We start from the raw sequence: 13871 nt of genomic DNA, 5'->3' as shown, positions 1-13871 counted from the left end.
CGCGGTGGTGGCCTTTTTCGGGGTGGGGGGGGGTGGGGGGGGGGGGGGGGGGGGGGGGGGTGGGGGGGGGGGGGGGCCCCCCCCCCCCCCCCCGGCCCTGGCCAGGGAGCCGCCGGCAGCAATCGCCGGGTCCCGGGGCTCCGGCGCAGCGAGGTCGCCACACTGGCCGACGTGAGCATCGAGTATTACTCGAAACTCGAGCGAGGCGCCCTCGCCGGAGTGTCAGCCGGCGTGTTCGACACCGTCACCGATGGGTGCACGTTCGTCCGCAACGGCCGGATGGATGTCCTGGCCGCCAACCGGCTCGCGCGAGCCTTCTACGCCGCCGAGCCCAGTTCGCCCTCGGAGGAGGCGCTGCGCCTGCTCGCGTCGTGGGCGGCCTCGCAGGAGACGGATTCCCGCCCGCGCGCGCTCTCAACCGATTGAATCAATCGAAAGCGCCGGGATGGTGCGGTCGGCGATGAGGTCGCGGTACCAGTGCGCGCTGTCCTTCGGGGTACGCCGCAGCGTGTCGTAGTCGACGTGCACGATGCCGAACCGCTTGGAGTAGCCGTACCCCCACTCGAAGTTGTCCATGAGGGACCACACGAAATACCCGCGCAGGTCGACGCCGCTCTGGAGCGCGCGGTGGGCGGCCACGAAGTGGCGCCGGAGATAGTCGGCGCGCAGAGCGTCGTGAACCGCGCGCGTCCCGTCGGCCTCGACGGTGAGCTCGTCCGGGAAGGCCGCGCCGTTCTCCGTGATGACGAGGGCCAGACCGGGGAATTCGGCGTGCAGGTGGAGGAGGAGCTCCTCCAGCCCGCCCGGGTCGATGTTCCAGCCCATGTCGGTGTGCGGCCCGGCCTGTTCGACGAACTCCACCTGGTCGGCCCCGGGCCAGGGCGAGCCGCCCATGTCCTTGTGGCCGTCGTTGCTCTGCCGCGGGCTCGCGCCGTCCCAGAGACGTACGGTCGTGGTCGAGTAATAGTTGACGCCGAGCAGGTCGAGGGGCTGGTGGATGACGGCCAGGTCACCGTCGTGGACGAACGACCAGTCGGTGACGCCGGCGGTGTCCTTGAGCAGGTCGGCCGGGTACTCTCCGCGTAGCAGCGGCCCGGTGAAGGCGCGGTTGGCCAGGGCGTCGATGCGGCGCACGGCCTCCTCGCCGCCGTCGCCCGCGCCCCGCAGGACGTGGAAGTTGAGCGTGATCGCGTATTGGGGCGCGTTGGTGACCACCTGCCGCAGCTCCTGGACGGCCAGGCCGTGCGCCAGGTTGAGGTGGTGCACGGCCGCGAGGGCCGCGGCGCCGTCGGTACGGCCGGGTGCGTGCGCGCCCGAGCCGTAGCCGAGGTAGGCCGAGCACCAGGGCTCGTTGAGGGTCGTCCATACGGCGACGCGGTCGCCCAGCGCCTCGCCGACGATACGGGCGTAGTCGGCGAAGGCGTACGCCGTCCGGCGGTCGGCCCAGCCGCCCTCGTCCTCCAGCGCCTGGGGCAGGTCCCAGTGGTAGAGGGTGGCGACGGGGGTGATCCCGCGGGCCAGGAGACCGTCGACGAGGCGGCTGTAGAAGTCCAGCCCCTTCGGGTTGGCCGGGCCGCGACCGGTGGGCTGGATGCGCGGCCAGGCGATCGAGAAGCGGTAGGCCTCCAGCCCGAGCTCGCTCATGAGGTCGAGATCCGCTTCGAGGCGATGGTAGTGGTCGTCGGCCACGTCTCCTGTGTCGCCGTTCCACACCTTGCCGGGCGTGCGGGAGAAGGTGTCCCAGATGGACGGCCCGCGCCCGTCCTCGGTGGCCGCGCCCTCGATCTGGTACGCGGCGGTGGCGGAGCCGAACAGGAAGCCGGCGGGGAAGGTCAGGCCGGATTCGCGGTAGTCGTCGCGGTTGGGCGTCATGCGGGGTCCTCGTTTCGTGGCGCCGTCAGGCGAGTTCGTAGGTCCAGCCGGAGGTGCGGGAGGAGGAGATCGAGACCTGGCCGCCGGAGCGCGTGATGGTGAACGGCGTCGACTCGCCGGAGGCCTGGTCGGTCACCGTGAGGGTGGTCTCGCCGTCCGGTCCCGGGTACACGCGGAGGGTCAGGCCGTCGAGGTAGTCGTAGTCCGGCCGGTCGTCCCTGGCTCCGACGGGCAGGACGGCGCCTTCGCGTACGTAGATCGGCATCGAGGTGAAGCCGTGCGTCTCGGTGCGCCAGCGTCCGCCCTCGACGCGCTCGCCCGTCAGATGGTTCGTCCACGTGCCGTCCGGCAGGTAGACCTCGACTCTGCCGTCGGGGCTGAAGACGGGCGCGACGAGCAGATCGGGGCCCAGCATGTACTGGGTGTCGAGATGGGCGACGTTGCGATCCTCGGGGAACTCCATCGCCATGGGCCGCATGACGGGCGTCCCGCTCTCGTGGGCCTGAACGCCCACCTGGAACAGGTACGGCATCAGGCGGAGCTTGAGTTTCGTGAACAGGCGGGTCACCTCGACCGCCTCCTCGTCGAAGGCCCAGGGCACACGGTAGGACGAGGAGCCGTGGAGCCTCGAGTGGGACGACATGAGTCCGAAGGCTACCCAGCGCTTGAAGACGCCGGGATCCGGGGTCCCCTCGAAGCCGCCGATGTCGTGACTCCAGAAGGAGAAGCCGGAGAAGGCGAGCGACAGGCCGCCGCGCAGGCTCTCCGCCATGGACTCGTAGGTCGATCCCGTGTCGCCGCCCCAGTGGACCGGCAGTCGCTGGCCGCCGGCGGTCGCCGACCGCGCGAACAGCACCGCCTCGCCCCGGCCGCGCTGTTCCTCCAGCACCTCGAACACGGCCGTGTTGTAGAGGTGGGTGTAGAGGTTGTGCATCCGTTCGGGCGTGGACCCGTCGAAATAGGCGACGTCGAGCGGGATGCGCTCCCCGAAGTCGGTTTTGAAAGCGTCGACTCCCTGGTTCTGAAGTGCGCGCAGCTTGGACTGAAACCACCGGGTCGCCTCGGGATCGGTGAAGTCGACCAGCCCCATGCCGGGCTGCCACAGGTCCCACTGCCAGACCGACCCGTCGGGACGCTTCAGCAGGAAGCCCCGCTCGGCGGCCTCGGCGAACAGCGGCGAGCGCTGGGCGATGTAGGGATTGATCCACACGCAGACGCGCACGTCCTTCGCGCGCAGGCGGGCGAGCATGCCCTCGGGGTCGGGGAAGACGCGCGGGTCCCACGCGAAGTCACACCAGTTGAACTCGCGCATCCAGAAACAGTCGAAGTGGAAGACCGACAGCGGCAGGTCGCGCTCGGCCATGCCGTCGATGAACGAGCTCACGGTCGGCTCGTCGTAGTCGGTGGTGAACGAGGTCGACAGCCACAGGCCGTAGGACCAGGCGGGCAGGCGGGCGGGACGGCCGGTGAGCGCGGTGTAGCGTTCGAGGATCCGCTTGGGCGTCGGCCCGTAGATCACGAAGTATTCGAGGCTCTCTCCCGCGACCGAGAACTGCGCCCGCTGCACCGCCTCCGACCCGATCTCGTACGAGACGTGCCCGGGATGGTTGACGAAGACGCCGTATCCGCGGTTGGTCAGGTAGAACGGCACGTTCTTGTAGGCCTGCTCGGAGGAGGTCCCGCCGTCGGCGTTCCAGATCTCCACGGTCTGGCCGTTCTTGACCAGCGGACCGAAGCGTTCCCCCAGCCCGTAGACCACCTCGCCCACGCCTAGCGAGAGCTGCTGGGCGAGATGGACGGAGGAACGAGCGGCGCCGACGGGCGCCGAATCGACGTGCGCGTCCTCGGCGAGCCGGAAGTAGCCGATGGACTTGTGGCCGCTGGAGGTCAGCGGCCGTCCGTCAGCGTGGAAGGACAGGTTCCACGGGGCTCCGGGCGCGATGGTCGCGCTCAGCGAGCCGCTGGTGAGCGTGGCCCCGTTCGTGTCGTCCGCCTTGACGACGCCGTGGCCGTCCTCGGCGCCGAGCAGGTCGAAGCCGCGTTCCTCGCCGCCTCCCACGTGGTGGTCGACGCGTACGCGGATCACGTCCGGCAGCGGTGAGGACAGGGTCAGCGAGAGCACCGGCCGGTTGAGCGTGTCGCCCCGGCGGTGGATGACGGTGGTGGGCGCGGTCACGGTGACCGTCCCGTCCTCCGTCCAGATGTCATGGGCCTCGGCGGCGTACAGTGCGGTGACGCCGGGACGCAGCTGCCAGAGGCCATCGGTGAACTTCATCAGGTGATCATCCCTTCAATCCGCCGGCCAGCAGGTCGGCGCGCCAGAAGCGCTGGAGGACCAGGACGAGGATGATCAGTGGGACGACGGACACGGCCGAGCCCATGATGACCAGCGAGTACAGGTCGCCGTCGCCCGCGCCTTTGCCCATGAACGTGTACAGGCCAAGGGTGATGGGGTATTTGTCCTGGTCGGAGAGCATGATGAAGGGCAGCAGGAAGTTGTTCCAGATGCCGACGAACTGCAGCAGGAACGCCGTCACCAGCCCTTGCGTCATCATGGGCAGCACGATGGTGCTGAAGATGCGGAACTCGCCGGCGCCGTCCAGGCGGGCCGCTTCCAGGGTGCTCTGGGGGACCGCGGCGTTGGCGAAGACCCGGCACAGGAAGATGCCGAACGGGTTGATGATCACCGGTAGGAGTACGGACCAGTAGGTCCCGGCCAGGCCGACGGCGGCCATGAGCAGATACTGCGGGACGGCCAGCACGATGCCGGGCACCAGCACACCGGCGAGGATCATCGAGAACAGGACTTGGCTGCCGCGGAAGCGGAACTTGGCCAGGGCATAACCGGCCATGGCCGACACCAGCGTGGACAGGACCGCGCCGAGACCGGCGTACAGCAGGGAGTTGAGTCCCCACTGCCAGAACTGGCCATCGCCGTAGGCGCTCAGGTTGGCGAGGTTGTCGAAGAACCCGCTGCCGGGAGCGAAGGAGAAGGTGGTGAACAACTCGCGCGAGGTCTTCGAGGCGGCGGTGACCACCCAGATCACGGGGGCCAGACAGTAGAGCGCGCCGAGCAGCAGCACGATCAGTGCCAGCCGCGGCCGCCGCGCCACACCCGCGCGGCGGCGCCTGCGGAACTGGCGATCGCCGGTGCGGGGCGCGGTCTGCAGGGTGGCGCTCATGCGTTGTCCCCGAAGGTACGGCGCTGGAAGAAGCGCAGCAGCACCATGGACAGGACGAGGATGCCCAGGGCCAGGACGACGGAGGCGGCGGCGGCCCCGCCGAGATTGTCGTTCATGAACGCCTCTTGATAGATCTTCATCAGCGGCACCCAGGTGGAGCTGATGGTGGTCGACATCGGCCGCAGCGTGGCCGGCTCGCTGTACAGCTGCAGGGTGCCGATCACCGAGAACAGGCCGGTGAGCACGAGCGCGGGCGCCACCAGGGGGATCTTGATGCGCCAGGCGATCTGCAGCTCGCCGGCCCCGTCGATGCGGGCCGCCTCGTAGATGGAGGTGGGGATGGCGCGCAGCGACGTGAAGATGATGATCATGTTGAAGCCGACGCCGGACCACAGCGCGATGTTGGCCAGCGAGAAGTACAGGGTGGGAAAGCTGAAGAAGTCCAGCGGCCCGGCGTGCAGCTGTTTGGCGAGGTAGTTGAGCGGGCTGGTGCTGGGCAGGTAGAGGAAGCCCCACAGGAGGCTGGCGATGACGCCGGGCACCGCGTACGGCAGGAAGATCGCGGTACGGGTGAACCCGCGCGCCCGCACCCTGGGGGTGTCCAGCAGCAGCGCGAACAGCAGCGCCAGGCCCAGCACGCTGGGAATGGAGATGAGGCCGTAGAGCAGCACCCGGCCGAGCCCGGCGACGTATTCGGGATCGGTGAGCGCGGCGAGGTAGTTGTCGAGGCCGACGAAAGTCTGCACACGCCGCCCGAACGCGCCGCCGCCGTCGATGCGGAAGCCGCGGAAGCTCAGATAGATCGCGTAACCGATCGGGATGATCAGGAACAGGGTGAACAACACGATCGCGGGTGTGGCGAACAGCCACGGGGTGGCGGCGCTGCGCAGGCGCGGGCGCCGGCCGGCGGGGTTGGCGGTCATGAGACGTCCAGGATGGGGTCGAACCGAGGGCCCCGACGGGCCCTCGGCGTCTTACTTGGTGACGGTGTAGCCGGACTTCTGCAGGTCGGCGACGACGGCCTGCTGCGTCGCCTTGTATACCTCGCGGAAGGAGCTCTTGTTGAGCGCGGCCTTGTTGAGCGCGTCTCCGAAGGCGGTCTGCGACACGTTCACGTTGGGTCCCCAGGTCACCGGGATGGTGGTGTTCTTGATCACCTGGTCGGCGACCTGGTAGAAGTCCTTCTGCTGCGGCATCAGCTTGGGCGGCTCGTGGCTCAGGGTCGCCTGACGTCCCGCGTTGCCGCCGGGGTAGATGTCGAGGGAGAGCTGCAGCTTGGAGCCTTCGTCGGAGGCGCCGAGCCAGGCGGCGAAGGCCGTGGCCTCCTTGGCGTGCTTGGACTTGGCCGGCACGAGGAAGGCGGAACCGCCCAGGAACGGGACCGCGGGGTCGCCGGGCGTCCACTGCGGCAGCGGCGCGGACTCCCACTTGGCGGCGGTGTCGGGCGCCACCGAGTGGATCACGTTGGGGGCCCAGGCGGCGGCGGCCCAGCTCAGGAGCTTGCCGTCGTTGATCTGGGCGTTCCATTCCGGTGTGAGCAGCGGCTCGACCTTGACCAGGTCCCGCTTCACGAGGTCCTCCCAGAAGTCGGCGGTCTTCAGCGACGGCTCGCTGTCGATGCCGACCTTCCAGGCCTTGCCGTCGTTGCTCCACCACTGGGCGCCGGCCTGGGCGGCCTGCGCGGCGAAGAACTCGAGCTGGGCGGCGGAGAAGCTGGCGATGTAGGCCTCGGGGTCCTTCTTGTGAATCTGCTCGGCCGCCTTGGCGTACTCGGCCCAGGTGGTGGGGACCTTGGCGCCGTACTTGTCGAACAGGTCCTTGCGGTAGGTGAACATCATCGGCCCGATGTCCTGGGGCACGCCGTAGACCTGGTTGTTGAAGGTGGTCAGGGCCCAGATGTTGGGCTCGATGCCGGACTTGACATCGGCCACGTCGGCGGTGACGTCCTTGACGGCTCCGGCCACCACCAGGGCGGGCAGGCCGCGGTACTCCACCTGCACCACGTCGGGGGTGTCGCCGGCCTGGTCGGCGGCCAGCAGCTTGGAGGCGGTGTCGGCGGTTCCGCCGACCTCCGACAGCTTGACGGTGACGTTCGGGTTCTCCTGGTGGTACTTGTCGATGATCGCCTTGGCCCGTGGATCGTTGCCTTTGAGGTTCCAGGTCCAGACCTGCAGCGTGACCGGGCCACTGGCGGCCCCGGTGGCCGAGGAGCCCGAGGAGGGCGTGTCGGCGGACGAGCAGGCGGCCACAGTCGCCGTCAGGGCGACCGCGAGCGCGGCGGCCATCGTCCAGCGACGGCGCGGGCGGGGGGTCGGTGGGGTCATCACGGGCTCCTCGGACGGGTGGTGCACCACGGCGGAATGCCGGGTCGTGCGTTGGGAACTAACCTGATGTTAACGTTGTCATCCTGTCAAGCCCCCTGCTCGTAACAGAGCCGACACAGCTTCGGAGTCCACCCCCGTGCCCACCTTCCGCAACCCGGTTCTGTCCGGCTGCTATCCGGACCCGTCGATCTGCCGGGCCGGCGAGGACTTCTATCTGGTCACCTCGTCCTTCGCCTACTTCCCGGGTATCCCCCTGTTCCACAGCCGGGACCTGGTGACCTGGCGGCAGCTCACGCACGTGCTCGACCGGCCGGGCCCGCTGTCGCTGGAGGGCCTGGACGTATCCGACGGGATCTGGGCGCCGACCATCCGCCACCACGACGGCAGGTTCTACGTGGTCTCCACCCTGGCCAGGAAGCGGCAGGGCAGCGTCACCTTCGTCGTCACCGCCCACGACCCGGCCGGCCCGTGGTCGGATCCGGTGCCGCTGGAGGCCGAGGGCATCGATCCGTCGCTGTTCTTCGACGAGGACGGCCGGTGCTGGTTCACCGCCTGCCGGGACGCCCTCCAGCCGACCGGCGGCGGCCCCGGCGAGCTGTGGATGCGCGAGCTCGACCTCGACCGGCTCAAGCTCGTCGGCCCGACCCACGTGCTGTGGCACGGCGCCGTACGCGGGGCGTGGGTGGAGGCGCCCCATCTGTACAAGCGGGACGGCGTGTACTACCTGATCGCCGCCGAAGGTGGCACCGAGAGCAACCACAGCGTCACCGCGGCGCGCTCCAACGCCGTCACCGGCCCGTACGTGACCGATCCGCGCAGTCCGTTGCTGACCCACCGGCACCGCGGCTCGGCCGAGCCCGTCCAGAACGTCGGCCACGTCGACCTGGTGGACACCCCCGACGGCGAGACCTGGGCCGTGGCGCTCGGGGTCCGGCCGATCGAGGGCACGCACACGCTGGGCCGCGAGGTGTTCCTGGTGCCCGTCGCCTGGGGCGCCCACGGGCCGGTCTTCGCCCCGGAGTCTGGCGGCGTGCGACTGTCGGAACGGCTGCCGTCGATCGCCACCGCAGGGCGCGGAGATGGCGAGTCCGCGGAGCCGGGAGATGGCGCGTTCGTCGGGTCTGGCGATGGCGCGTTCGCCGGGTATGGCGATGGTGCCTTTGCTGGGCTGGGCGATGGTGCCGGCGTGGGGTCGGGCCGGGTGCGTTTCGACGCGCCGGTGCTGGGCCTGGAGTGGAACAGCCTCCGGGGCCCCGTCGACGACCGCGTCAGTCCCTCGGCCGACGGGGGCGGCCTCGGCCTCGTCCTCGCCGCCGAGTCGCTCGGCTCCACCGGCGTGCCCACCTTCCTCGGCCGGCGCCAGCAGCATGTCCGCTTCGCCGCGCGGACGCGCATCAGCTTCTCCGCGGCCCATCCGGCGGAAGAGGCCGGACTCGCCGTCTTCCAGAACCAGGACCACCACGCCACACTCGCCCTGACCGTGGACGGCGATGGGAGGGCTCAGGTGGTGCTGACCGTACGGCAGGCCGGCGCGAGCACCCGCCTGGCCTTCGTACCGGTGGCGACGGGCGAGGTGGTGCTGGCGGTCGAGGGAGACGAGACCCGCTATGACTTTCGCCTCAAGGAGGCTGACACCGGCCAATGGATCAGCCTGGGCGGCGTCGAGCGGTCCTCCTTGAGTACCGAGCGGGCGGGCGGATTCGTGGGGGTCTACGTCGGTCTGTACGCGACCAGCAACGGCCGCGCCAGCGACGGAAGGGCGTACGCCCGCTGGTTCGAATACCAGCCCCACGCCGAGCAGGCCAGCATGCCCCGGACGGCGGGCTAGCGAGCGTGCACCGGACGGCGGGCTAGTAAGCGTGCACCGGACGGCGGGCTAGTAAGCGCGGCTCTGGCGCGAAGCTAGCGCGGCGGCCGGGGCGGTGCCGTGCTGCGCCGGATCACGAGCTCGGGGGCGATTCGCTCGGAGGAGGCCGGCTCGCCCCGCATCATGCGCAGCAGCTGCTGGATGGACCGCTCGCCGAGACCGACGAAGTCCTGGCGGACCGTGGTGAGCGCGGGCACCAGGTAGGCCGCACCGGCGATGTCGTCGAACCCGACGAGCGAGATGTCGCCGGGCACCTTGACGCCGAGTTCGGCGAAGGCGGCCAGCACCCCCATGGCCACCTGGTCGTTGCCGGCGAAGATCGCCGTCGGTAGCTCGCCCGTCCGGCGGGTGACGAGGTAGTGGGCCAGCCGATAGCCGCTGTTGCCGGTGAAGTCGCCCTCGAGCAGCTCGCCGTGGGTGTCCGGCGTCTCGGCCAGCGCGGCCCGCCAGCCCTCGACGCGTGCGCGGGCGTCGAAGGTGCGCAGCGCGCCGGTCAGATGAACGACGTGGCGATGCCCGAGCTCCAGCAGGTGCCGCACGGCCAGCCGCGCGCCGAGTTCCTGGTCGAGCTCGACGAAGCCGACATCCGGGTTGGGCACGTTGCCGGACATGATCACCGACATGGGCACGCCGGTGACGATCTCGGACAGGGCGTCCATCACCATGGGCCGGTCGGCGATGACCGCGATGGCCTCCACCGCCTGGTCGGTGAGCCGCTGCAGCGTCTCGGTCAGGTCCCTGGTGGTGCCGCCCTGCCAGGCGGCCAGGTTGAGCCAGTATCCGGCCCGCTGCGCGGCGGCCTGCACGCCGCGCAGGACGCGGGGCAGCTCGTACAGCTCGGCACCGGCGAGGACCACGCCGATCGTCGAGGACCGGCGGCTCTTGAGCGCGCGGGCCACACTGTTACGGCGGTAGCCGAGCTTCTCGATGGCGGCCTCGACCCGGGCCCGGGTCTCCGGCCGGACCGATGGGTGATCGTTCAGAACGCGGGAGACGGTGACGTGTGACACGCCGGCTTCGCGTGCCACATCCACCATGCCTGGTGCCCGGTTCATGTCTTTCACTCCAGCTTCCACCACGACGCCCTGGCCTGCCCGGTGTCAGGTCGATCGTGTCACACCCGCCGCGCACTCCGGCCGGAGAAGGAACGGCGACCACGCGAAGCCGGGCTTGAGGCTCCGGCCCCGGCCCGCCGCATCAAGGCGCGGCTACGCGCCGACTCGCCCCCACCGGCTAGGGCGCCGACCACAGTGTGCCGATGATCTGCTGGAGGATCTCCGGAGTCGCCCCGGCCGGTTGCGCGTAGACGCTCAGCTGATTCAGCAGATGGCGGTACGGCCGGACGTCGGCGTCCCCGGTGAGGTACTGGGCGTCGGCGGTCTGTTCCAGATGGACCACATCAGGCAGGTCCGCCTCGGCGAAGCGCAGGAGGGTGAAGGGGTCCACCCCCTTGCCGTGAACGAAGGGCAGCACTTGGAGGGTGACGTGCGGCAGTTTGAGCATCTCGTGGAGATGCTCCATCTGGGCGCGCATCGTCGCACTGTCGCCGACCTGACGGCGCAGCACCGACTCATCCATGACCACCCATAACGTACGGGGCGTGGGTGGCAGCAGTAGCCGCTGGCGGTGCATCCGCAAGGCGACCCGGCGCTCGATCAGCTCGGCGTCGCCGCCTTCGTGGCTCTGCGCGATGACCGCCCGGGCATAGTCCTTGGTCTGGAGCAGGGCCGGGACGTGCCGGTCCTCGTAGGTGCGGATGACCGTGGCGTCCTGCTCAAGCCCGAGAAACGCCTCGAACTCGTCGGGGATCACGTCTCGGTAGTCCTGCCACCTGCCGGGAGCATTGGCCTGTACGGCCAGTGCCAGCACGATCTGGCGTTCGTCCTCATCGACGCCGTACAGGCTGAGCAGATCGGCCACATCGCCGAGCGGGAGACCGATGCGTCCGCCTTCCAAGTTGATGATCTTGGACGCCGAGCAGCCGATGGCGGATCCCGCCTCACTGCGGGTGATTCCGTGGGACTCGCGCAGCCGACGCAGACGTACGCCGACCAGCATCCGCAAGGCCGTCGGCCCGGATCGATGCCACGTGTCGCCAGAGACTTCCGTCGAGTCGCCACTGCCCCGAGGAGTCAGCATTTATGCTCCCAATTCGGCAAATCGCCACGCCGCGATCGTCACCATCTTGTCACGTGAGACAGCTGAGACACCATATTTCCTGTCAGTCCCATCCCGCTGCTCCTTCTTCACCGTGCACTTGTTCGGTTTCATCTTCGCCGAGTGCCGGTCGACCTCGCTCGGTCTTGAGGAACTGCTCCGCCACTTCCTCCGGAAATATCCAACTTTATCGTCCTTCGTGGTATAGCGCGGGTAAAGCGCGGCCACTAGGTTTCAGTGACCACGGAGGCGACATTAGAGGAGGGTTTAGTGACGGACGAATCGCCTGTGGAGGGCGCGCCGATTCCCCGGCATATCGACACATCTGTGCCGCACGCTGCACGTATGTGGAACTATTGGCTCGGTGGCAAGGACCACTATCCGGTCGACCGCCAGTACGGTGACGAGTTCAGCAGGGACTTCCCGGAAATCGTGAGGATCGCTCAACTGTCTCGGCACCTGCTGGCCCGCATCGTCCGCTATCTGGTCCGAGAGCAGGGGATTCGTCAGTTTCTCGATATCGGCACCGGGCTGCCTACCGTGGATAACACGCACGAACTCGCGCAGCACGCGGACCCGACCAGTCGAGTGGTTTATGTGGACAACGACCCTCTCGTGCTGGTGCATGCCCAGGCCCTGCTCGTGGGCACCGGTGAAGGCGCCACCGACTACATCGAAGCGGACTTACGCGATCCGGACGCGATCTTGGCGGGCGCGTCCAAGACGCTGGACTTCAGCCGGCCGGTAGCGCTCATGCTGATGGGCATCATGGGCTATGTACGCGACGACGAGGGACCTGAAGAGATCGTGGCGAGCCTGATGGAGCGCCTCGCCCCCGGCAGCTACCTGGCGTTGTGGGACGGCGTCAACCTCGTCACCGGCCAGGCGTTGGACCAGGCCCAGGAGAACTACAACGAGGGCGGCGGCGTGCCCTACAACCTGCGCGACGAGGGCCAGATCACCGCCTTCTTCGACGGCATGGACCTCGTCGAGCCCGGCATGGTGTCGTTGCCGCAGTGGCGCCCCGATCCCGACCCGTTCCAGGACCCCACGGAACGGGTGGACGCGCTGTGCGGGGTGGCACGCAAGCGGTAGCCCCTCCAGCAAGGCGTCGTCGAAGGCGGTCGGTAGGCCCTCCGGCAAGCCGTCGTCGAAGGCGGTGAGTCGGCGGTGAGTCGGCGGTGAGACCGCGGTGAGCCTTCCCCCAGAAGCTTCTCCCATGAAGAACACCAACGTCCTGATCTCCGGCGCCTCCGTCGCCGGCCCCGCGCTCGCCTACTGGCTGCACCGTCACGGCTTCACCCCCACGATCGTGGAGCGCGCCCCCGCGCTGCGCGAGGGCGGCTACGCCGTCGACTTCCGGGGCGAGGCGCATCTGTCGGTTCTGCGCCGCATGGGGGTCCTGGCCGACATCGAACGCGCCAGAACCGGCATGGGCTCCATGTCGTACGTCAACAGCGCGGGCAAGCCGCAGGCCGAATTGCCCGCCGATCTGTTCTCCGGAGACGTCGAGATCCTCCGCGGCGACCTCGCCCGCATCCTCTACGACGCGACCGAGGACTACACCGAGTACATCTTCGGCGACTCCATCACCTCCCTCGCCGAGGACGCCCAGGGCGTGGCCGTCACCTTCGAGCGCGGCGCGACGCGCAGGTTCGACCTGGTGATCGGCGCGGACGGGCTGCACTCCAACACCCGGCGCCTGGCGTTCGGGCCGGAGGAGGAGTTCGTCAAGCACCTCGGCGTCTACTGCGCGATCTTCACCACGGCCAACCACCTCGGGCTCGATCACACCGGACACGCCTACCGCACCGCGGGCAAGCTCGTCGCGATGTACAGCGCCCGCCACAACGCCGAGGCCAAGGCCGTCTTCTACTTCGGCTCGCCCGCCATGGACCTCGACCGCCACGACGTGGCGCGGCAGCAGGCGGTCCTCACCGAGCAGTTCACCGCCAACGGCTGGCAGAGCGATCGGCTGCTGAAGGACATGAGGCACGCGCCGGACTTCTACTTCGACTCGGTCGGCCAGGTCCACATGGACAGCTGGAGCCGCGGCCGGGTCGCCCTGATCGGCGACGCCGCGTACTGCCCCTCCTCGCTGTCGGGCATGGGCTCGGGACTCGCCCTGGTCGGCGCGTACGTCCTGGCGGGCGAACTGGCCGCCGCCCACGGCGACCACCGCGTCGCGTTCGCCCGCTACGAGGAGGAGATGCGGGAGTACGCGAGAGGCTGCCAGAAGATGGGCGACGGCGTCGCCAAGCTCATGGTGCCGGAAAGCCGCTTCCTGGCCGCCTTCCTCAACCGCTACTACAAGATCATGCCCTACCTGCCGGGCAAGAACATGGCCGCCAACATGGCCCGCAAGGCCGCCGAGAACATCACGCTACGCGACTACAGTGATCTTGCCAGGCGTTGAACCGTCGTCCTGACGGTCTGCGGTGCGCGGCGGCCCGGATCCGGAAAGCGGGG

11 protein-coding genes are annotated in these 13871 nt (G+C 69.1%); 4 read left to right on the top strand and 7 right to left on the bottom strand.

Annotation, left to right across the window (positions count from 1 at the left end):
- The first annotated feature begins 171 nt into the window (after positions 1-171).
- Positions 172-426, top strand: coding sequence for a hypothetical protein (locus tag AB0H88_RS42740; protein WP_357654407.1), 255 nt, complete (start codon positions 172-174; stop codon positions 424-426).
- Here AB0H88_RS42740 and AB0H88_RS42735 read toward each other — a convergent pair.
- The 5 genes from AB0H88_RS42735 to AB0H88_RS42715 are packed head-to-tail and all read right to left on the bottom strand — an operon-like array spanning position 415 to position 7378.
- A complete protein-coding gene (locus tag AB0H88_RS42735) occupies positions 415-1872 on the bottom strand; it encodes a GH1 family beta-glucosidase (RefSeq protein WP_357654406.1) in 1458 nt (485 codons plus the stop codon). The genes AB0H88_RS42740 and AB0H88_RS42735 overlap by 12 nt on opposite strands.
- 25 nt (positions 1873-1897) lie before the next feature.
- Complete coding sequence (gene yicI / locus AB0H88_RS42730) at positions 1898-4147, bottom strand: alpha-xylosidase (protein WP_357654404.1); 2250 nt, start codon at positions 4145-4147, stop codon at positions 1898-1900.
- A gap of 7 nt (positions 4148-4154) precedes the next feature.
- Positions 4155-5054: a carbohydrate ABC transporter permease gene (locus tag AB0H88_RS42725; RefSeq protein ID WP_357654402.1), complete on the bottom strand. Its 900-nt coding sequence runs from the start codon at positions 5052-5054 to the stop codon at positions 4155-4157.
- On the bottom strand, positions 5051-5977 hold the full coding sequence (locus AB0H88_RS42720; protein WP_357654400.1) for a sugar ABC transporter permease: 927 nt from the start codon (positions 5975-5977) through the stop codon (positions 5051-5053). The genes AB0H88_RS42725 and AB0H88_RS42720 overlap by 4 nt, the downstream gene beginning before the upstream one ends.
- Before the next feature lie 51 nt (positions 5978-6028).
- Positions 6029-7378, bottom strand: a complete 1350-nt coding sequence (locus tag AB0H88_RS42715) for an extracellular solute-binding protein (protein ID WP_357654399.1) — start codon at positions 7376-7378, stop codon at positions 6029-6031.
- 136 nt (positions 7379-7514) lie between these two features.
- On the opposite strand from AB0H88_RS42715, the gene AB0H88_RS42710 reads away from it, so the two are divergent.
- Positions 7515-9206, top strand: coding sequence for a glycoside hydrolase family 43 protein (locus AB0H88_RS42710; RefSeq protein ID WP_357654397.1), 1692 nt, complete (start codon positions 7515-7517; stop codon positions 9204-9206).
- A gap of 74 nt (positions 9207-9280) precedes the next feature.
- Here AB0H88_RS42710 and AB0H88_RS42705 read toward each other — a convergent pair whose 3' ends face one another.
- Positions 9281-10300: a LacI family DNA-binding transcriptional regulator gene (locus AB0H88_RS42705; protein WP_357654396.1), complete on the bottom strand. Its 1020-nt coding sequence runs from the start codon at positions 10298-10300 to the stop codon at positions 9281-9283.
- Positions 10301-10478: 178 nt separating this feature from the next.
- A complete protein-coding gene (locus tag AB0H88_RS42700) occupies positions 10479-11384 on the bottom strand; it encodes a helix-turn-helix transcriptional regulator (protein ID WP_357654394.1) in 906 nt (301 codons plus the stop codon).
- A gap of 288 nt (positions 11385-11672) precedes the next feature.
- On the opposite strand from AB0H88_RS42700, the gene AB0H88_RS42695 reads away from it, so the two are divergent.
- Together AB0H88_RS42695 and AB0H88_RS42690 are read left to right on the top strand one after the other, a co-directional pair.
- Positions 11673-12497 carry an SAM-dependent methyltransferase gene (locus tag AB0H88_RS42695; RefSeq protein ID WP_357654392.1) on the top strand — a complete coding sequence of 275 codons (825 nt, stop codon included), beginning with the start codon at positions 11673-11675 and terminating at the stop codon, positions 12495-12497.
- 124 nt (positions 12498-12621) lie between these two features.
- Entirely contained in the window at positions 12622-13818 is a 1197-nt protein-coding gene (locus AB0H88_RS42690; RefSeq protein ID WP_357654391.1) for an FAD-dependent monooxygenase, read from the top strand.
- Positions 13819-13871: the final 53 nt, after the last annotated feature.

The organism is Nonomuraea sp. NPDC050680, from assembly GCF_040654555.1.
Classification (GTDB): domain Bacteria; phylum Actinomycetota; class Actinomycetes; order Streptosporangiales; family Streptosporangiaceae; genus Nonomuraea.
Note: the sequence above shows the minus strand (reverse complement) of the source record. Positions and strands in the feature narration are given on the sequence as shown.